The 17897-nt window shown below is 66.2% G+C and carries 15 protein-coding genes; 8 read left to right on the forward strand and 7 right to left on the reverse strand.

Annotation, left to right across the window (positions count from 1 at the left end; all coding sequences use genetic code 11):
• Positions 1-25 precede the first annotated feature (25 nt).
• From P3W85_RS39400 to P3W85_RS39410, 3 genes are all read right to left on the reverse strand, one after another.
• The gene (locus P3W85_RS39400) at positions 26-1231 is read right to left on the reverse strand and encodes a porin (RefSeq protein WP_276268796.1); all 1206 of its coding nucleotides are present in this window, start codon (positions 1229-1231) and stop codon (positions 26-28) included.
• Positions 1232-1315: 84 nt separating this feature from the next.
• The gene (locus tag P3W85_RS39405; RefSeq protein WP_276268817.1) at positions 1316-2614 is read right to left on the reverse strand and encodes an MFS transporter; all 1299 of its coding nucleotides are present in this window, start codon (positions 2612-2614) and stop codon (positions 1316-1318) included.
• 479 nt (positions 2615-3093) lie between these two features.
• A complete protein-coding gene (locus P3W85_RS39410; protein ID WP_017227185.1) occupies positions 3094-3978 on the reverse strand; it encodes a LysR family transcriptional regulator in 885 nt (294 codons plus the stop codon).
• A gap of 193 nt (positions 3979-4171) precedes the next feature.
• On the opposite strand from P3W85_RS39410, the gene P3W85_RS39415 reads away from it, so the two are divergent.
• The 8 genes from P3W85_RS39415 (at position 4172) to P3W85_RS39450 (ending at position 13483) form a co-directional block, all read left to right on the forward strand.
• The gene (locus P3W85_RS39415; RefSeq protein WP_276268797.1) at positions 4172-5599 is read left to right on the forward strand and encodes a UbiD family decarboxylase; all 1428 of its coding nucleotides are present in this window, start codon (positions 4172-4174) and stop codon (positions 5597-5599) included.
• Positions 5600-5601: 2 nt separating this feature from the next.
• Positions 5602-6234, forward strand: coding sequence for a UbiX family flavin prenyltransferase (locus P3W85_RS39420; RefSeq protein WP_017227187.1), 633 nt, complete (start codon positions 5602-5604; stop codon positions 6232-6234).
• Between the two features lie 415 nt (positions 6235-6649).
• Positions 6650-8977, forward strand: coding sequence for an FdhF/YdeP family oxidoreductase (locus tag P3W85_RS39425; RefSeq protein WP_276268798.1), 2328 nt, complete (start codon positions 6650-6652; stop codon positions 8975-8977).
• Positions 8978-8993: 16 nt separating this feature from the next.
• Positions 8994-9440, forward strand: a complete 447-nt coding sequence (locus tag P3W85_RS39430; protein WP_017227189.1) for a phosphate-starvation-inducible PsiE family protein — start codon at positions 8994-8996, stop codon at positions 9438-9440.
• Positions 9441-9620: 180 nt separating this feature from the next.
• On the forward strand, positions 9621-10499 hold the full coding sequence (fdhD, locus tag P3W85_RS39435; protein WP_276268799.1) for a formate dehydrogenase accessory sulfurtransferase FdhD: 879 nt from the start codon (positions 9621-9623) through the stop codon (positions 10497-10499).
• Positions 10486-11697, forward strand: a complete 1212-nt coding sequence (locus P3W85_RS39440) for a molybdopterin molybdotransferase MoeA (protein ID WP_276268800.1) — start codon at positions 10486-10488, stop codon at positions 11695-11697. Before fdhD ends, P3W85_RS39440 begins: the two co-directional genes overlap by 14 nt.
• Before the next feature lie 72 nt (positions 11698-11769).
• Entirely contained in the window at positions 11770-13230 is a 1461-nt protein-coding gene (locus tag P3W85_RS39445) for a PLP-dependent aminotransferase family protein (protein ID WP_276268801.1), read from the forward strand.
• The gene (locus P3W85_RS39450; RefSeq protein ID WP_276268802.1) at positions 13217-13483 is read left to right on the forward strand and encodes a transcriptional regulator; all 267 of its coding nucleotides are present in this window, start codon (positions 13217-13219) and stop codon (positions 13481-13483) included. The genes P3W85_RS39445 and P3W85_RS39450 overlap by 14 nt, the downstream gene beginning before the upstream one ends.
• Before the next feature lie 29 nt (positions 13484-13512).
• Here P3W85_RS39450 and moaA read toward each other — a convergent pair whose 3' ends face one another.
• The 4 genes from moaA to P3W85_RS39470 all read right to left on the reverse strand — a co-directional run bounded on the left by moaA (position 13513) and on the right by P3W85_RS39470 (position 17895).
• Positions 13513-14634, reverse strand: coding sequence for a GTP 3',8-cyclase MoaA (gene moaA, locus P3W85_RS39455; protein ID WP_276268803.1), 1122 nt, complete (start codon positions 14632-14634; stop codon positions 13513-13515).
• 153 nt (positions 14635-14787) lie between these two features.
• Positions 14788-15612 (reverse strand): biotin/lipoyl-binding protein, encoded by an 825-nt coding sequence (locus P3W85_RS39460; RefSeq protein ID WP_276268804.1) that lies wholly within the window; start codon positions 15610-15612, stop codon positions 14788-14790.
• Entirely contained in the window at positions 15609-15821 is a 213-nt protein-coding gene (locus tag P3W85_RS39465; RefSeq protein ID WP_276268805.1) for a DUF1656 domain-containing protein, read from the reverse strand. The genes P3W85_RS39460 and P3W85_RS39465 overlap by 4 nt, the downstream gene beginning before the upstream one ends.
• Entirely contained in the window at positions 15808-17895 is a 2088-nt protein-coding gene (locus P3W85_RS39470; protein WP_276268806.1) for an FUSC family protein, read from the reverse strand. Before P3W85_RS39470 ends, P3W85_RS39465 begins: the two co-directional genes overlap by 14 nt.
• Between the last annotated feature and the right edge of the window lie 2 nt (positions 17896-17897).

Below are 17897 nucleotides of genomic sequence, written 5' to 3' on the forward strand. Positions count from 1 at the left end.
TCCCTTCCGGCAAGCTGGCAGACCGCTAGAACTTGTGCCTTGCGCCGACTGCGAAGCTGGTGCCACCGGCCTGGTCCGTGATCTTGTCGTACATTGCCACCGCGTACAGGTCGGTCCGCCTGGACAGCAGGTAGTCGTAGCCGAGCGACACCGTGTCACGCCTGACTGTGGACTGCCATCCGTCGCTGCCCAGGCTGGCGCGATAGTCTCCGTCAGCCTTTACAGTCGTCCTGGCCCAGGACAACATGGCGGTTCCCTGCATGAGCGGCGCGCTCGCGCCAAGCTGCAGCGTGCCGGACTGAAGCTTGAAATGCGCGCTGTCAAAGCCATCGGGCAGCGCGTTGGACGAATGCTGATAGGTTGCGAACAACCTGGCCACGCGCAGATCGTAGGCACCGCCGACGAACCACGTTCCCTGCTCCCTGGCCGGTGTCAGCCTGTAGATTGCACCGGTCTGGCTGTTATAGGGCGTAAAGGAAAAGACGCCGGAATCGCCTGCGGCATTGTCGACGGGATTGTTGACCTTGACGCGCTGATAGTAGGCGCCTAAGGTCGCCGGGCCATTGCTGTACATCGCATTGACGCCAATATTGTTCTTGCCCGCATTGCCAGCCTGTTCGCCGAACTGATAGAACGCGCTCGCCACCAGGCCGCCGAGATTGGGCGTCACATACATGATCTCGTTGCTCCAGCCGGTATCACCGGCTTCGGTGGCGGCCCATTTCTGTCCTCGCGTGTAGCCGCTCGACGCCTGCGTCTGCACCAGCAGCGGCGCGAAGGCAAACGAACCCCCAAACGGATTGAGCGAAACCGACGGAATAAAGTTGGGCGCCAGGTCGCGGCCCAGCGATAAGCGGCCGAACGCGCCCCCCAGTCCGACGTTGGCGTCCCGCGAGAAGAGCGTGTCGGCATCGTAGCGCCCCGCGCCGCCGGTGTCGGGACGGAAGAAACTCGTCAGGTTGAACTGCGCCTTGAGGCCACCGCCCAGATCCTCGACGCCCTTGAGGCCCCACCAGGAAGTCGTCATCCCGCTACTGTTGACCACGCCTGTCCTGCCGGCTTCCCCGCTGCGCTTGAGCGATCCGGCGTAGGTGTCGACGACGCCGGTGATCTGGACACTCGGATCGGCATAGGCGCAGCTGGCCGCCGAAAGCGCAAGCAGGCCGAATATCCCGGGCAGGCGTGACGAGCGCGCAGGGGCGATCCTCCGGTTTGTTTTCCGGATCTTCATGGTTTCCTCTCCTTCTTGTGGTGTGGTCTTTTGCGGACTGACTGTTTGACGGGCCGCCGGAATCGGCATGGCCCGTCCTGCGTATCAGTCCTCGCGTGCCTTGGGCAGCAGGGAAATGGCGACAAGGGCGACGACGGCGGCGCCCATGACGTACAGCGCCGGCGCGAATGCCACGCCGGTCGTGTAGGTGATCCAGGTCAGGATCGCGGGAGCAAAGCCGCCCAGCAGTGTGACGGCCGTGTTATAGGACAGCGACATGCCGGAGGAGCGCACCGCGGTCGGGAATATCTCGGACAAGGCTGCCGGCGCCACGCCGACGAATAGCGAGATCAGCGTACAGAACGCCGATTGGACGATCACCAGTGTCGATGTCGTGTGCGAGGACTGCAGCCACATCATCAGCGGATAGACGCAGACCAGCAGCGCGGCCGCACCGATGCGAAGGATGCGGTGCCGGCCGAAGCGGTCGGACAAGGTCCCGGCGAATACGCAGCCCGCGGTAAGGAAGATGTTGCCGATGAAGGCAGCCAGGAAGGCTTGCGATCCGGTGAAGCCCATCGATTTCTGCACATAGATCGGCATGAAGATGATCAGTGAATACGGGCCCGCTGCCCATAGCACCGAAAGGCCGAAGCCGGACAGCAGTTGCTTGGGGTATTCGCGCACGACCTGCAGCAGTGGCGCCTTCTTCGTGATGCCCAGTTGCTTCATGCGGGCCTCCTCCTGCTTGAAGTGCGGCGTCTCGTCCAGCGTCTTGCGCATCCACAGGCCAACCGGGGCGATCGCCAGTCCGACAATGAACGGAATCCGCCACGCCCATTCCGTGATCTCGTCCGGCGAATAGAGGGTAGTCACCAGGGTGGCCACCAGAGCGCCCAGGATATTGCAGATACCCATGCTGGCCTGCAGCCACGAGGCGTACTGCCCCTTCTTGTGCGCCGGTGCATGCTCGACCAGGAAAGCCGTCGCGCCGCCGACTTCGCCCCCGGCCGAGAAGCCTTGCAGCACGCGGCCGCATACGATCAGCAGCGGCGCGCCAACGCCGATGGCAGCATAGGGCGGCGCCGCCGCAATCAGCAGCGTGCCAAGCGCCATCAGCATGATGGTCATGGTCAGCGCGGCCTTGCGGCCCGCGCGGTCGCCATAGGAACCAAGCAGCAAGGCGCCCAGCGGACGCGCCACATATCCCAGGCCGAATGCCATGAACGAGCCCATCAGTTGCACGGTCGGATTGTCGTTCTGGAAGAAATTCTGGCCGATGTAGACGGCGAACAGTGCGTAGACCGTAAAGTCATACCATTCCAGCGCATTGCCCGCCGAGGCGGCGATGACGGCGCGGCGCCCCGCGCTGGCGCTGCGAGCCTCATGGTCATTCCGCCCCATCGAGTCGTCTGCTGGTCTGCTCTCCGGATTGAGAACTACATCTTTCATGCCAATGCTCCTAATGTTCGCCATGTGGATTAATCGTCTCGCTAGGCCGCGGACTGTCGGAATACCTGGGTGACAAGTTCTTCTTCACGCGACAGGAACCGTGATCGCTGGGGGCTGTCTGTTCAGGCGACTGCAACATGGACGGCTGCGCCCTGCGTTGTTGCAGTCTTGATCGACGGGATATTAGGGAGCTCACCAGATAATGTCGCTTTCCTTTTTGTTGCCATTGCATAACGGCTTGTTATGGCAGGGCGATTGTGCCGCTTGTTGACGCGGCCACGCACTGGCGTTGCTCGAACTGCGTCAGACGGCATCTGGAAAATGCAGATGCATTGCAAACAATGCGTGCCCACAAATACAACCGGCCGGGCCGCAGAACACCACAGGAAAACCTGCGCCGGCATCTGCGGCGCGTCGAGGGAGCCAGCCCGTCAGGCTCCCAGTGACTTGAGGACGACAATAAATTCCTGTGCGAGGCGGGAGAGCGGTTGCAGCTCCAGGCGGAACACGTTGATTGGCGCATGCACGTCGGGCGTGATCGGCCTGGCCACCACGCCGGACCAGATTGGCCCCTTCATCGTGATTTCATCCACGAGCGCCACGCCCACGCCCGCCTGCACCATGGAACAAGCGACATGGGCCTGCTGCACTTCGATGCGCGGCACCGGCTGGCGGTCCTCGCTGCCGAAGACCTGCTGCACCAGCTGGCCAAACGGGATGTCGCTGCTATAGCCGACAAACGGCTCATCGATCAGGTCGCTGGGGTCAATGCATTCGCGTGCCGCCAGACGGTGATCCTTGGGCAACACCGCAACGATGCGATTCCTGTAGAGCGGAAGCACCTGGAGGCTGGGGTGGCCGATTGGCATGAACGTGATCCCCAACTCGACCTGGTGCGTCAGCAGGCCCTGCAGCAGGGCACCCGGGATTAGCGTGTGCAGCACAATCCTCACGTCCGGGTAGCGCTGGCAAAAGATCGCTACCGCCCGCGGCATCAGCGACTGGCCGATATTGGGGCTGCACGCAATCCGCAGCTGCCCTATACGATTCTCGGCCAGATTCTCGGCTACCTCGTTGACCCGCTGCACGCTCTGGTAGACGGCGCCGACCTCCTCGAACAAGCGGCGTGCCTCCGGCGTCGGATAGAGCCGCCCTTTGATGCGCTGAAAGAGGAGCAATCCCAAGCGCTGTTCCGTATATGAAATCAGCCGGCTCACGGCCGGCTGCGAGACATACAACAGCTTCGATGCCCCACTGATGGAGCCGCTCAGCATGATGGCCCTAAACACCTCAATCTGGCGCAGATTCAGCTTCATAACATCATGTTAATTAAGTCGAATATATAAGCATACGATGTTTTGCCACTGATTGGCCTAGACTCTCGCGAAAGCGCCGGGCTCGCTGCACCGGCAGCCTCGCATACACCGTCGTCTTCCGACGGCCGTCGCAACCGGCCGGCAAGAGTGGTCGCCGGATGCCTCGACAACCCAGCAATAGAAAGGAATAACCATGCGTATCAAGGAGCCCCGGCAGACAACGGGAAACCCCAGCCTGCAACGCCAGTCGCTGCGCGGCTTTGTCCAGTCCCTTGACGAGAGCGGCGAACTGATGCGTGTTTGCGACCCGGTAAGCACCCAGTACGAGATCTCAGCCTATCTGGCGCAACTGCCTGACGGTCCCGCGCTGCGCTTCGAGACCATCTCCGGCCATGCGCTGCCTGCCGTCGGCAACCTTCTCAATTCATTGCCGCGCATTGCCCGCGGCATCGGCGCAATGCCGCAGACCCTGCAGCAGCGCATCGTCGACGCGATCGGGAGTGGCCTTGCACCGGTGCGCGTCGCCAACGGGCCCTGCCAGCAGACCGTCATCGACAGGCCGGACCTTCAGCGCGAGCTTCCTGCGCCGCTGTTTTTCCCGAGGGAAACCGGCGCCTACATCACGGCGGGCGTGATCTTCGCGCGTGACCGCGCCAGTGGCCGCGGCAATGTCTCGTTTGCCCGGGTCAAGCTGCTGGACGGCAATCGCGGCATGATCGGCATCGCGCCCAATCACCATTTGGCGGTCATGGCCGAGGCCGCCAGAAAGCGTGGCGAGAAACTCGAGATCGCGGTCGCGATCGGAAATCATCCCGCCGTCCTCATCGCCGCGGCGCTCTACCTGCGCCTGGGCGACGACGAACTTGAGGTGGCGGGCGCGCTGCTGGGCGAGCCGGTGCAGACCGTGGCCTGCCGCACCATCGACCTCGACGTACCGGCGCAATGCGAGATCGTGCTGGAAGGCGTGCTTGACGTGGGCAGCCGGCATGACGAACAGCTTGTGTCCGAGTACCACGGCATGTACGAGCCATACGGCGACGGGCCGGTCGCCGAGTTTCACTGCATGACGCGGCGCGACGATGCCTTTTTCCAGGTGATTCAGCCAGGCTACTATCCCGAGCACACCTTGATCGGCGGCGTCGCGATTGCTGCAGGCCTGGCACGCATGCTGCGCGCTGCCGCCATACCGGTGCGGGAGGTCGCCGTCGGGCATGGCGGCTGCGGGCGCCTGAACGCCGTCGTTAGCATCGCAGCCCATCGCGCAGGCGAGGCCAGGAAGGTGATGTTCGCGATCTGGGGCAACGTGAATCTTGTCAAGAACGTGACCGTCGTCGATGACGACATCGACCCCTGGGATTCCGCCCAGGTGGAATGGGCCGTTGCCACACGGATGCGGCCCGACCGCGACTTGCTGATTGCCCCGGGTGCGCGGACCGACCGCTCCGAGCCGATCAAGCAGGACGGCGTGGCCACCAAGATGGGAGTGGACGCGACCCGCAAGGCGAGCGATCGCCAGGACTGGCATCGCGCCGTCCCGCCGGCCGAGGTCATGGAACGCGTAAGGGCCAGACTGCACGCGGACGGTCGACTCGACGCCGGCCGCTCCGAGCGGAGGCCATAACGATGGATGCTCCCAATCGTCAGGCGCGCCGCCGCATTGTGGTCGGCATCACCGGCGCCTCCGGCGCCATCTACGGCATCCGGCTATTGCGCCTGCTGCGGGGTCTGGATGTGGAATCCCACCTGGTGATGAGCCGCTCGGCCCATCTCACGCTTAACTGCGAGACAGACCTGCGCCCCGCGGACATCCATGCCTTGGCAGACGTAGTTCACGCCAACGGCGACATCGGCGCCGCCATCGCCAGCGGCTCATTCCCTGCCGACGGCATGGTCATCGCGCCATGCTCGATCAGGACCCTCTCCGAGATCGCGAGCGGCGTCACCAGTTCCCTGATGTCGCGCGCTGCGGACGTGATGCTGAAAGAGCGCCGCCGGCTTGTACTGATGGTACGGGAAACCCCGTTGCACGCCGGGCACCTGCGCAGCATGGCCACCGTGACCGACATCGGAGCTATCGTCTATCCGCCTGTTCCAGCGTTCTACGCAAGACCCGCCAGCCTGGAGGAAATGGTCGACTATTCCCTCGGCAGGGTCCTGGATCTGTTCGGGCTGGACGCGCCGCTGGCGGGTCGGTGGAATGGGGTGGCGGCTAAACGGAATCCCGGGAATCCCGGGGATGCCGCACATGTTGCGTGACTTAGCCGGTCCTCCAATGTTCTCTGTCCCGGTTTGGACGGCGTAGCTGCGCCGGCTAACGCGCCGGCTATCGCATCAAGACGGCGCCGCGAGGTATCTAACCTCGGGAAGCATTTCAAGCTATCGGAAGGAGACAGGCAGGAAAATCAGACTGGTCCGAAAGAAGGCTGGATATTTCCGAACCGGGAATGACGGGCGCCGCCGATAGAGCGGTAACCTCTGGGGCGCGTAAGGCGGCTGCCGGCGGCCCCCTGCGAGCAACCGCAAAACTGTGCTCCCCGGGCAAGCGCCCGTTTGTACGTACCTGGGCACGTCCGGGAAATCTAATCTGGTGACACCGCAACGATCCGGACCATGCCCATGCGCAGCACGGGCAGGCCGGACGCCGCTCCAGTCGTTACAGGACACCACGCCAATGAGCTCCCCGCCCCCTGAGAAAGGCCACATCGCCCCCTACACCCACTCCGCCGCCGGCTGGGGTGCGTTGAAGTACGTTGCCATCAACCTGATCAAGGAGAAGGTTGCCGGTGGCAAGTACAAGATGCTGTTCAAGCAGAACCAGGCGGATGGCTTCGACTGCCCCGGCTGTGCGTGGCCGGACCGGCAGCACGCCTCCACCTTTGAGTTCTGCGAGAACGGCGTCAAGGCCGTGGCCGCGGAGTCCACCAGCATGCGTGTCACGCCGGAGTTCTTCGCGCAGCACACGGTCACGTCGCTGATGGCGCAGACGGATTTCGAGCTGGAACAGCACGGGCGGCTGACGCATCCCATGGTCTACGACCCACAGACCGACAAGTATCGCGCGATCGCATGGGACGAGGCCTTTGCGCTGATCGGGCGCCACCTGCGGGAGCGGCCGGATCCGAACCAGGCCGCATTCTATACATCTGGCCGGGCCAGCAACGAGGCTGCGTTCCTCTATCAGTTGTTCGTGCGTGCCTATGGCACCAACAACTTTCCCGACTGCTCGAACATGTGCCATGAAGCCACCAGCCGTGGCTTGCCGCTGACGATTGGCGTTGGCAAGGCCACCGTGGTGCTGGATGACTTCGAGCATGCCGACACCATCCTGCTGTTCGGCCACAACGCGGCGACCAACCATCCGCGCATGCTGGGCGAGCTGCGCGAGTGCGCGCGGCGCGGCGCCACCATCGTTTCGATCAATCCGCTGCGCGAACGCGGAGTGGAACGCTTTACCAGCCCGCAGCACCCGGTGGAGATGCTGACCGGCTCCAGCACCAGGATTGCCTCGATGTTCGTACAGCCCAGGCTGGGCGGCGATTTTGCGCTGATCAAGGGCATGGCCAAGCGTCTGGTCGAAATGGACGACGAGACCATCAGGCATGGCCGCGCGCGGCTGATCGATGTGGACTTCGTGCGCGAGCACACCATCGGCTTCGGCGACTTCGTCGACGACCTGCGCGCGGAAAGCTGGGCGGACATCATCTCGGAGTCGGGCGTATCGCAGGAGGATATCGATGCGCTGACCCAGGTCTACGCCAGGGGCAAGCGCGTGATTGCATGCTGGGGCATGGGGCTGACGCAGCACAAGCATTCCGTGCCGACGGTGCAGATCCTGTCCAATCTGATGATGATGCGCGGGAATATCGGGCGAGAGGGCGCCGGGCTGCTGCCGGTGCGCGGGCACTCGAACGTGCAGGGCGACCGCACGGTGGGCATCGAGGAAAAACCTGAAGATGCGTTCCTGGACCGGCTGCAGGCTGCATTCGGCTTCGAGCCGCCGCGCAAGCACGGCTATGACGTGGTTAACACCATTTCGGCGATGCTCGAGGGCAAGGTCAAGGTCTTCGTGGGCCTGGGAGGTAATTTCTCCACCGCCACGCCCGACACGCCGCGCACCTTCGAAGCACTGCGCCAGTGCGACCTGACCGTGAACATTGCCACCAAGCTCAACCGCAGCCATCTGGTGCATGGCAAGGCGTCGCTGATCCTGCCTACGCTCGGCCGAACCGAGATCGACCAGCAGGAGGGCGTGCCGCAGGGCGTGACCGTCGAGGACTCGGTCTGCATGGTCCATATCTCCTTTGGCATGAACGCGCCGGCGTCGCCGCACCTGCTGTCGGAGATTGCCATTGTCGCGCGCATGGCGGCCGCCACGCTCGGCTCGGACAAGATCGACTGGCTCTGGTATGCGCAGGACTATGCCCGCATCCGCGATGCCATTGCGCAGGTCCTCGATGGCTTCGAGAACTACAACGAGCGCGTCGCAGTGCCGGGCGGCTTCCACCTGACACCTGCGTCGCGCAACCGCGTCTGGCAAACGCCGTCGGGCAAGGCCCAGTTCCTGGTCAACCGCATCGACAAGGACACCCCCATCAACCGTGCCCGCGAGCAGTATGGCGAAAAGCTGATGGTGATGATGACGACGCGCTCGCATGACCAGTACAACACCACGATCTATGGCCCGGACGACCGCTACCGCGGCGTGTTCGGCCTGCGCCGGGTGGTCTTCATCAATGCCGCCGACCTGGCGCGGCTTGGCCTGAAGGCGGGGCAGCACGTGGACATCACCAGTGTCTGGGACGACGGCGTGCAACGCCATGTCGAGGACTTCGTGCTGGTCGAGTACGACATTCCGCAGGGCTGCCTGGGCGCGTACTACCCGGAGACCAATCCGCTGGTGCCGCTGGAAAGCACCGGCGATGGCTGTGGCACGCCCACGTCGAAGTCGGTGCCGGTATTGCTGAGTCCATCCCGCCGTCAGCCCGCCGTGGCGGCATAACCGGGCGAGCAGAGCCATGCGCATGGACGGAATACCCGGCGCCCGGCTACCCCAGGGCCGGCTGCGCGCCCGGCTGGAGTCCTTCCTGGGCATGGTGGAACTGGCGGGCCTGGTCGTGATCGGCCTGGCCACGACGTTCGCCATGGCACGGGAAGCGTGGAAGTTCACCGCCTTGGGCGTGTTCTCGATTACCGACCTGCTGCTGATGTTCCTGTACCTGGAGGTGCTGGCAATGGTGGTGCGCTACCTCAAGCTCGGGCAGCTGCCGGTGCGCTTCCCCCTGTACATCGCGATGGTGTCGCTGGCACGAGACCTGATCCTGCGCTTTAACGAGTCCACCGAGTTCCACATGCTGGCCTTGTGCGCGGGCGTGGTCATGCTGGCCTGCGGCGTGCTGATCCTGCGCTACGGGCAGTACCGCTTTCCCAGCAACGACGACCGGCAATCCGGCGCCGGCGAATGACAGGCGGGTGATGGGCGGGTGAAGCCCGCCGCGCGCAGGCATCTGTAAGTGCCGCGGATCGGCGCAACTGTACGCCCCGCGCGCTGCCGCCCATGCCTACCATCATTCCCGACACTACCCCACAACTCCCGGCCAGCGCCCGCCTCATGCCGGCGCGGCACCATGACTGGCGAGGCTTCCATGGATTGCACCGAACTGGTTGAACACTCAGGCTATGAAGCGCGCAGCATCGTGCGGCACAAGGACCACGCGGCGCAGCAGGCCACCGACAACGTGGCGGAGGAGCTCCCGGTGGCCCTGGTGTACAACGGCATCTCGCACGCCGTGATGATGGCGACGCCGCTGGACCTGGAGGCGTTCGCGGTCGGCTTTTCGCTGACCGAGGGCATCGTCGGCCACAACGCGGAGATCCACGACCTCGAAGTGCGCGTGCACCGGCACGGCGCCGAAATGCGGATGGAGATCAGCGAGCGCGGCTTCGCCACCATGCGGGCCCGCCGGCGTGCGTTGGCGGGCCGCACCGGCTGCGGAGTCTGCGGCATCGAGAGCATCGACCTGCTCGACCTGGAGCCCGCGCGCATGCCGGAGCCGGCCAGGCGGCTGACGCCGTCGCGCGAGATGATCGAGCGCGCCGTCGCGGCGCTGCCGTCGCACCAGCGGCTGATGCGGGCCACGGGTGGCGTCCACGCCGCGGCCTGGTGCAATGAGGACGGCGAGATCCTGCATGTCTTCGAGGATGTCGGCCGGCACAACGGCCTGGACAAGCTGATCGGCCACCTGGCAATGCGGCGCGTGGCGATGGATGACGGCTTCGTGTTGCTGTCCAGCCGCGCCAGCTATGAACTGGTGCGCAAGGTGGCGCGCATGAACATCCAGCTGCTGGCCACGATCTCGGCGCCGACCTCGCTGGCAATCCGGATCGCCGAGCAGGCGGGTTTGCACCTGCTCAGCTTCTGCCGGCAGGACGGCTATGTCGACTATACCGGCACCGCATTGGGCGCCGGCAACAATGCGCCGGCCATGGGCGCTACGCAGGGAGGCGCGCATGCTGAGCTTTGACGAAGCGCAGGCCGTCTTCGCGATGTGCGCGGAGCCGGTGCGGGAAACCGAGACCGTGTGGCTGGGGCTGCTGACCGGCCGGGTGCTGGCGCGCGATCTGGTCGCGGTCATCGACACGCCCGCGGCGGACCGCAGCGCCATGGATGGCTATGCGGTGCGCTGCGAAGACTGTGGCGAAGGCGCCTGGCTGCCGCTGCAGCAGGTGGTCTACGCCGGCACACGGCCGCAGCCGCTGCTGCCCGGCCACGCCATCCGCCTCTACACGGGCGGGGTGATCCCGCGTGGCGCCGATGCCGTCGTTGCGCAGGAGGATGCCGCGGAGAGCTATCGGGGCGTCACCTGCGCCCGTGCGCCCGTGGCGGGCCAGCACATCCGGCGCAAAGGCGAGGATGCACGCCGTGGCGACCTGCTGCTGCCGGCCGGCACGCTGCTGCAGGCCGGGCATATTGCTGCACTGGCCTCCCAGGGACTGACGGAGGCGCCGGTCTGCCGGCTGGTGGAGGTGGCCATCCTGACCTCGGGCGATGAGGTGGCGGCGCATGATGAGCCGCGCGACGTGTACCAGGTGCATGACGTCAACGGCCCGATGCTCGAGTCGCTGGTGCAGTCCATGGGCGCCGTGGTCAGTTGCCACCGCCATGTGCAGGACGACGAGCGCGCCCTGCATGACATGCTGCGGGAACTGGCGGCTGACACCGACCTGGTGCTGGTCGCCGGCGGGGCTTCGGTCGGCCAGCGCGACCTGGTAGCCGCGGCGCTGGTCTCGGCCGGAGGCGAGCTGCTTTGCCGTGGCGTCAACATGAAGCCCGGCAAGCCGGTAACGGTAGGGCGCTTGTGCGGTAAGCCAGTGGTGTGCCTGCCGGGCAATCCGGCGGCGGCCTATGCCACCTTCGCCCTGCTGGTGACACCGCTGCTGCGCCGCCTGCAAGGCCGGGCAGAGTTGTTCCCGCCGGTGGGCCGGGTGCGGGCGGCGCTGGCGGGCGCACGCCCGCACCGTGGCGATGTCTTCTGGCGCGTGGGCGAAGTCGGCAATCTGGGCGGCCGCGAGGGTTTCGTGCAGGTCAGCGCACAGCAGGGCGCGGCCTCCGTGTCGGCGCTCGGCCAGGCCAGCGGCTTTGTGCGGGTGGATCCGCAATTCGCCGGGCAACTCCGGAATGTGCCCCTGCCGTACTATGATTTCCATCGTTGGCTCAGCTGACGGCAACCCGATGAAGGGTAGACTCAGTCACCAACCGGGCGGAAGTGAAACGGCAAGCAAGGGGAGCGCAGCGTGAAACTATATGAAAAGCTGGCTGCGGATATCGAGGCATTGGTGCAGCAAGGCGTACTGCTGCCAGGAGAGCGGATTCCCTCTGTGCGGCAGACCAGCCAGCACCACCGCATGAGCATCACCACGGTGATCCGGGCCTATGTCATGCTGGAGAGCCGCGGCATTATCGAAAGCCGGCCACAGTCCGGCTACTTCGTGCGCGCGCGGCCGGGCGAGCCCGCGTTCGAGCTGCGGCCGTCCAGGCCGAGTGCCAAGCCTTCGGCGGTGGATGTCAGCGCCCTGGTGCTTTCCACGCTGCGTTCAATCCGTTCCGATGACGCCGTGCCGCTCGGCTCGCCCTATCCGGACCCGTCGTTGTTTCCGTGGCAACGCATCAACCAGTACGCCAACAATATCGCGCGCCGCTATGCCAAGTGGACCATGCTGGACGACTTGCCGCCCGGCAGCCCCGAGCTGATCCGGCAGATCTCGCGCCGCTATCTCGAGAACGGCTATGCCATCGACCCCAACGAGGTGATCGTCACCATCGGCGCCACCGAGGCCATCAACCTTTGCCTGCAGGCGGTGGCCAGGCCCGGCGATACCGTCGCGGTGGAGTCCCCGACCTACTACGCGATGCTCCATGCCATCGAACGTCTGGGCATGCGCGCCATCGAGGTGACGACCGATCCGGTGGACGGCATCGATATCGGCGCGCTGGCGCGGCTGATCGACGAGAAGGGCGTGGCCGCCTGCATGGTGATGCCCAACTTCCAGAACCCGCTAGGCTTCCAGATGCCCGATGACAAGAAGCGCAGCCTGGTGGCCATGCTGACCGAGAAGAATATCCCGGTCATCGAGAACGACGTCTACGGCGAGCTCTACTATGGCGAGGCCCATCCGAGTTCGCTGAAGGCCTATGACAAGGCCGGTATCGTCCTGCATTGCTCATCCTTCTCCAAGACGCTGACCAATGCCTACCGGATCGGGTGGGCGCTGCCGGGCCGCTACCGCGAAGCGGTGGAACGGCTCAAGTTCCTCAATACGCTGACCACGCCTGCCATTCCGCAACTGGCGATCGCCGAGTTCCTGAAGAACGACGGCTACGACTTCCACCTGCGGCGGGTGCGCAAGGCCTATGCACAGCAGGCCAACATCATGACCGCCGCCGTGCGCAGGTTCTTCCCCGAAGGCACTACCACCTCGCGGCCAGCGGGGGGCTATGTGTTGTGGGTGCAATTGCCGGAGGGCATTGATGCCATGGAGATGTACCACGCCGCGCTGGAGCACCGCATCACCGTGGCGCCGGGGCATATGTTCGCGCCCGGCGCCACGTACGGCAACTGCATCCGGCTGAACTACAGTTCGGAATGGACGCCCGGCATCGAGTCGGCCGTGCAGACGCTGGGCAAGATCGCGCAGCACCTGCTTGCGCGCAGCCGCGAGCCGGCAGAGGATGACCACGACCATGCAAGACGCTGATATCGATCCCGCCATCCTGACCGTGCTCCAGGTCCTGTACCAGGCCGGGAGCGAGGGCGGCGCCAGCCCCTGGTCGCTCGCCAAAATCGCCAAGCGGGTGCAACTGCCGATGAGCGTGCTGCGGCGCGTGCTGACGCAACTCCACTCCGCCGGGCTGGCCGACGCCGCGATCGACGCGGACGGCCGCGGGCACGCGAGCCTGACGCCAGCCGGCGCGGAGCTTGCCGCGCAGGCTTTCCCGGATATCGCCTGAGGCCTGCCTTCCAGTGGCTCAGCCGTGGCTCAGCCGCCCACCAGTGACATGCGCACCGTCGGGTACTGCCGCTTGCCGCTGGCCAGCCGGGCCGCGCGCAGCTCGGAATAGCGGTCGCCGCGCGCCTGCCATGCCTGGCGGACTGCCTGCGCTGCGGCTTCGGCCGGGCGGTCGGCACCCAGGTGCGGGCGCAGGTCGACCGAACTCGTGGCGAACAGGCACAGGTGCAAACGGCCGTCGACCGAAACGCGCGCGCGGGTGCAATCCCCGCAAAACGGGTGCGACACGCTGGAAATAAAACCCAGCTTCAGGCTGCCGTCCGCGAGCATATAGTTGCTGGCGGTCTCGCCGTCCCGCCTGGCAACCGGCAGCAGCGCATGCGCACGCTCGACCATGCCGCGGATCTCGCCGGAGGGGACCACGCGTGACTGTGACCACGCGCTGGGGCCTTCCACATCCATGTATTCGATAAAGCGCAGCGTGACGTCGCTGCCGCGAAAGTGTTCGACCAGCGGCAGCACCTGGGCGTCATTGGTGCCGCACTCGACCACGCAATTGACCTTGACCGGCGCCAGGCCCACGGCGCATGCCGCCTCGATCCCCTCCAGCACGCGGCCGACCGGGAAATCGACGTCGTTCATGGCGCGGAAGACCGGGTCGTCCAGGCTGTCCAGGCTGACCGTGACGCGGCCAAGGCCAGCGTCACGCAGCGAACGGGCCTTGCGGGCCAGCAGGCTGCCATTGGTGGTCATGGCCACTTCCACCTGGCCGCCGTCGAGGGTGCGCATGGCGGCAATGGCTTCGACCAACGACTCGATACCCTTGCGCAGCAGCGGCTCGCCGCCGGTCAGGCGCACCTTTTCCACGCCAAGGCTGACAAAGGCCCGCACGATCCGGAGCAACTCCGCGTCGGACAGGCGTTGCTCGGGGGACAGGAACGGATAGTCGCGCCCGAAGCGCTCCTTGGGCATGCAGTAGGTGCAGCGGAAGTTGCACCGGTCGATCACGGAGAGCCGCAGGTCCCGCAGTGGGCGGCCCAGCTGGTCCCGGCAGACGGCCGATGCCGGGTCCGCCGCGGCCGGATCCGCAACAAGCGCCTGAAGGTCAAGGCTGGCGGCGGCGGGCACTTCCTGCACAAGCGCAGCTTGCATGGCAAATCTCCCTGGAGCGATGGTGTGGGGCGCGGCGCGGCAGTCAAGTACCCGCGCCATGCAGTCCATGGTAGGGACGGATGGCTGCCGGGCAGGCGCACAAATCGCCGGAACCGGCACCAGAACAGTTTGCCGGGCGCGCCCGCGCGCGCTTCATTCGCGCGGCCCCTGGATGCTGACCGTGGCGGTCTGGCCGGCGATCAGATGTACCTCTGGCGGCACCTGGTCCAGCGAGATGCGCACCGGTATGCGCTGCGCCAGCCGTACCCAGTTGAAAGTCGGGTTGACGCTGGGAAGCAGGTTCGGCCCGCTGCCGCGGTCCTGGTCCTCGATGCCGGGCGCAATGCTCTGGACATGCCCGCGCAAGGGCGTGCGCAGGCCCATGATGCGGACTTCGGCAAGGCTGCCGACGCGGATCGCGGGCAGCTTGGTCTCCTCGAAATAGCCCTCCACGTACTGCGAGCCACTGGCCACCACCGACAAGGCGGGCTTGCCGCGGGTGGCAAAGTCGCCAGCCCGCGGCAGGCGGTCGCTGACGTAGCCGTCCACCGGGCTGGCCACGCGGCAGCGGGCCAGGTTCAGCCTGGCCACATCCACCGCGGCATCGGCGTCTTCCACCCGCGCCAGCGCGGCAGCCTCGGCCTCGGTGCCCGCCGGGCTGCGCCGGGCCTGGACCAGCGCCGCGCGTGCCGACGCGGCCTCGGCCTGCCCCTGTCTCAGGGCCAGGCTGAAGCGGTCCTGGTCGACCACGAACAGGACCTGGCCGCGATGTACCCGGGCGTTGCCGCCGATGAGCACGGCCGTGACCAGGCCCGAGACGTCCGGGGCCACCTGAACCACGTCCGCACGCACATGGCCGTCGCGCGTCCATGGCGCTTCGGTGTAGTACTGCCACAGATGCCAGGCGGCCAGCGCCGCGGCGCCCACGGCCACCACGGTCACCACAACGGGGCCGATCAGAGAAAGCTTGCGATTCATGATGGAGCGTGCCAGACGAGCGCGACGATTGCGCGCAGTACGAGGATATAGAGGGCGAAATTGAACAGGGACCGGTGCCACACAATGCGATAGAAGCCGATCCGGTCGAGCACGGTGCGCACGCCGGCGGTGACGGCGAACGCGGCCAGCATCCATGCCACGGTGGCCGGCACGAAGACGCCGTACAGGTCGAACTCAGTGGCATGCATTGGGGCCTCCGTCGATCGGTGCATGATGCGGGAACAGGGCCAGCCGGATGGTGGCGAGCGCAGCCAGCGCGGGGCGCAGGCTGCCATGCGCCGTTGCGGACAGCGCTACGAAGGCCTCGTCGATCTGCACGGCCAGTTCCGGTGGCGGCGTGCGGGCATGTCCGGCACGCGAGCACTGGCGGTAGTGGCGCGCGACCTCTGCCAGCATGCGTTCCACGGCACGGCGGCGTGGCGCCGGCAGGCCCGTGCAGGCGCGTCGCAAACCGAGCGCGGCGGATTCGACGAGGAAGTCGGCAACGGCGCTGCCGGCCTGCCCGGCATTTGCACTATTGCGCCGCATCAATGGTGGCCACTGGCGCAGCAGCCGGTCCAGCATGCGGCCGCGCAGCCGGGCGCTATTGACCGGCGCGCGCGGGTGCGCCGCCAGCGCGATCTCTTCCCAGTTTGCCCGGGCCAGCCGGTAGGCCACCAGTTGCTGGCCGAAGGGCTGCATCAGCACCGCCCACAAGGCGGCGAAGGCCAGCGCACCCATGCTCGCCAGGCTGCTGTTGAAGATGCCGGCAAAACTGGCGGCATTGAGGTGTTGCGGGCCTGGGAATGCCGCCGCCGTGACTGCCAGCAACACCCCGAACAGCGCGAAGCGCGGCTGCGTCGTCATCGCGCCGATGACCAGGCAGGGACCAAACAGCAAGGCGGCAAGCGAGCCAAAGTCATGGGCTAGCACCAGCACCACGAACTGGTAGTACCAGGACAGCAGCGCACAAGCCACGCTCCATGCGATCACCCGCCCGGCCACCAGCCGCGGCTCCTCGGTGGTGGCGATGAAGCAGCTGGCAAGGGCGGCCAGGCCGACCGGAACGGCGCCGTCCACCCAGCCTGACAGCATCCACAGCACGCCCGCCACGAACGCGGCCGAGCCGGCCGTGGCTGCGCGGAACAACAGCTGGGCGTGATCATGGTGCCGTGCCTGCCCGGCGGCTTCCACGCGATAGCGCAGCGCGGCGGGCTCGCGCCCGCCCTGGCGCAGGTTCGCCTGCAGCAGACGGCAGTCGTGCCACAGGTCGGCCAGTTCGTCGAGGTAGGTACAGGTCGTTGCGACCAGCCGTGCATGCCAGTCCGCCGGTGCGGCCTGCGCCGCGCCTGGCGGGAACCAGGATGGCACCGGCCGGCGCGCGCCTTCTTCGCCGGCGATCCAAGCCAGCGCGGCGCGCATCCGTTGCGCGACGGCGTCGGGCAGGCCCGCAGGGTGCCGGCGCAAGGCGCTGGCGGCATCGGCAAGTGCCAGCACCAGCGGCAGCATGGCTGCCATCCGCTGATGCAGGGCGCGGGCACTGCGCAGTGTCTGCGTGCCGTCGGATTCATAGGTCAGCTGGGCAATCTGTGTTTGCATCGCCAGGATATCGGCGGCAAGCAGGCTGAAGCTGTCATGGCGACGCGCCGGACTGGCACCAGTGGCCAGCATGCCGCTGATCCAGCGCGAGGCGTGGGCCAGCCAGGCAGATGCGCGCGCGGCCAGCGCCGGCCTTGTCCTCACGGGAAAGACCACGGCGCTGACCACGCTGGCGCAGACGATGCCGATCACGATTTCCTCGATCCGGGCGAGCGCCACATCGAAGACGGTGGCCGGCGCGGCCACCGTCGGCAGCGCCACGATCGGCAGCGTATAGGCAGCCAGCAGGCAGATGTAGTTGCGCGGCGCCGGTTCCAGCAGGGACAGGTAGAGCAGGGTGCCGGTCCAGCACGCGATCGCCGCCATCAGCCGCACGGGCTCGTCGACCAGCCAGGGGACCAGCGCCACTGCGCAGATGGCGCCCAGCAGCGTACCGGCAATGCGGAAGGTGCCCTTGGCATAGGTGGCGCCGGCCTGCGGGCTGGACACCAGGTAGACGGTGGCCATGGCCCAGTAGGGACGCGGCAGGCCAAGCGCCAGCGCCGCGTAAAGCGCCAGCATCGCGGCACCGAATACCTTGAGGGAATGGATCCACGGCCGAAGCTCTGGATATTCGCCTCGTATCGTTGCCAGCGCGCCGAGCGTGAACGGCGCCGAGCGGGAAAGCAGGCTGGAGGACGGCATGA

The sequence above is a fragment of the Cupriavidus basilensis genome (assembly GCF_029335485.1).
In the GTDB taxonomy this organism is placed as follows: Bacteria; Pseudomonadota; Gammaproteobacteria; order Burkholderiales; family Burkholderiaceae; genus Cupriavidus; species Cupriavidus basilensis_E.

What these genes read in the sequence shown, in the direction of transcription:
- P3W85_RS39400 (WP_276268796.1), bottom strand. Translation starts at nt 1,231, where the DNA reads ATGAAGATCCGGAAAACAAACCGGAGGATCGCCCCTGCGCGCTCGTCA.
- P3W85_RS39460 (WP_276268804.1), bottom strand. Translation starts at nt 15,612, where the DNA reads ATGAATCGCAAGCTTTCTCTGATCGGCCCCGTTGTGGTGACCGTGGTG.
- fdhD (WP_276268799.1), top strand. Translation starts at nt 9,621, where the DNA reads ATGGATTGCACCGAACTGGTTGAACACTCAGGCTATGAAGCGCGCAGC.
- P3W85_RS39450 (WP_276268802.1), top strand. Translation starts at nt 13,217, where the DNA reads ATGCAAGACGCTGATATCGATCCCGCCATCCTGACCGTGCTCCAGGTC.
- P3W85_RS39465 (WP_276268805.1), bottom strand. Translation starts at nt 15,821, where the DNA reads ATGCATGCCACTGAGTTCGACCTGTACGGCGTCTTCGTGCCGGCCACC.
- P3W85_RS39425 (WP_276268798.1), top strand. Translation starts at nt 6,650, where the DNA reads ATGAGCTCCCCGCCCCCTGAGAAAGGCCACATCGCCCCCTACACCCAC.
- moaA (WP_276268803.1), bottom strand. Translation starts at nt 14,634, where the DNA reads ATGCAAGCTGCGCTTGTGCAGGAAGTGCCCGCCGCCGCCAGCCTTGAC.
- P3W85_RS39405 (WP_276268817.1), bottom strand. Translation starts at nt 2,614, where the DNA reads ATGGGGCGGAATGACCATGAGGCTCGCAGCGCCAGCGCGGGGCGCCGC.
- P3W85_RS39420 (WP_017227187.1), top strand. Translation starts at nt 5,602, where the DNA reads ATGGATGCTCCCAATCGTCAGGCGCGCCGCCGCATTGTGGTCGGCATC.
- P3W85_RS39410 (WP_017227185.1), bottom strand. Translation starts at nt 3,978, where the DNA reads ATGAAGCTGAATCTGCGCCAGATTGAGGTGTTTAGGGCCATCATGCTG.
- P3W85_RS39430 (WP_017227189.1), top strand. Translation starts at nt 8,994, where the DNA reads ATGCGCATGGACGGAATACCCGGCGCCCGGCTACCCCAGGGCCGGCTG.
- P3W85_RS39440 (WP_276268800.1), top strand. Translation starts at nt 10,486, where the DNA reads ATGCTGAGCTTTGACGAAGCGCAGGCCGTCTTCGCGATGTGCGCGGAG.
- P3W85_RS39470 (WP_276268806.1), bottom strand. Translation starts at nt 17,895, where the DNA reads ATGCCGTCCTCCAGCCTGCTTTCCCGCTCGGCGCCGTTCACGCTCGGC.
- P3W85_RS39415 (WP_276268797.1), top strand. Translation starts at nt 4,172, where the DNA reads ATGCGTATCAAGGAGCCCCGGCAGACAACGGGAAACCCCAGCCTGCAA.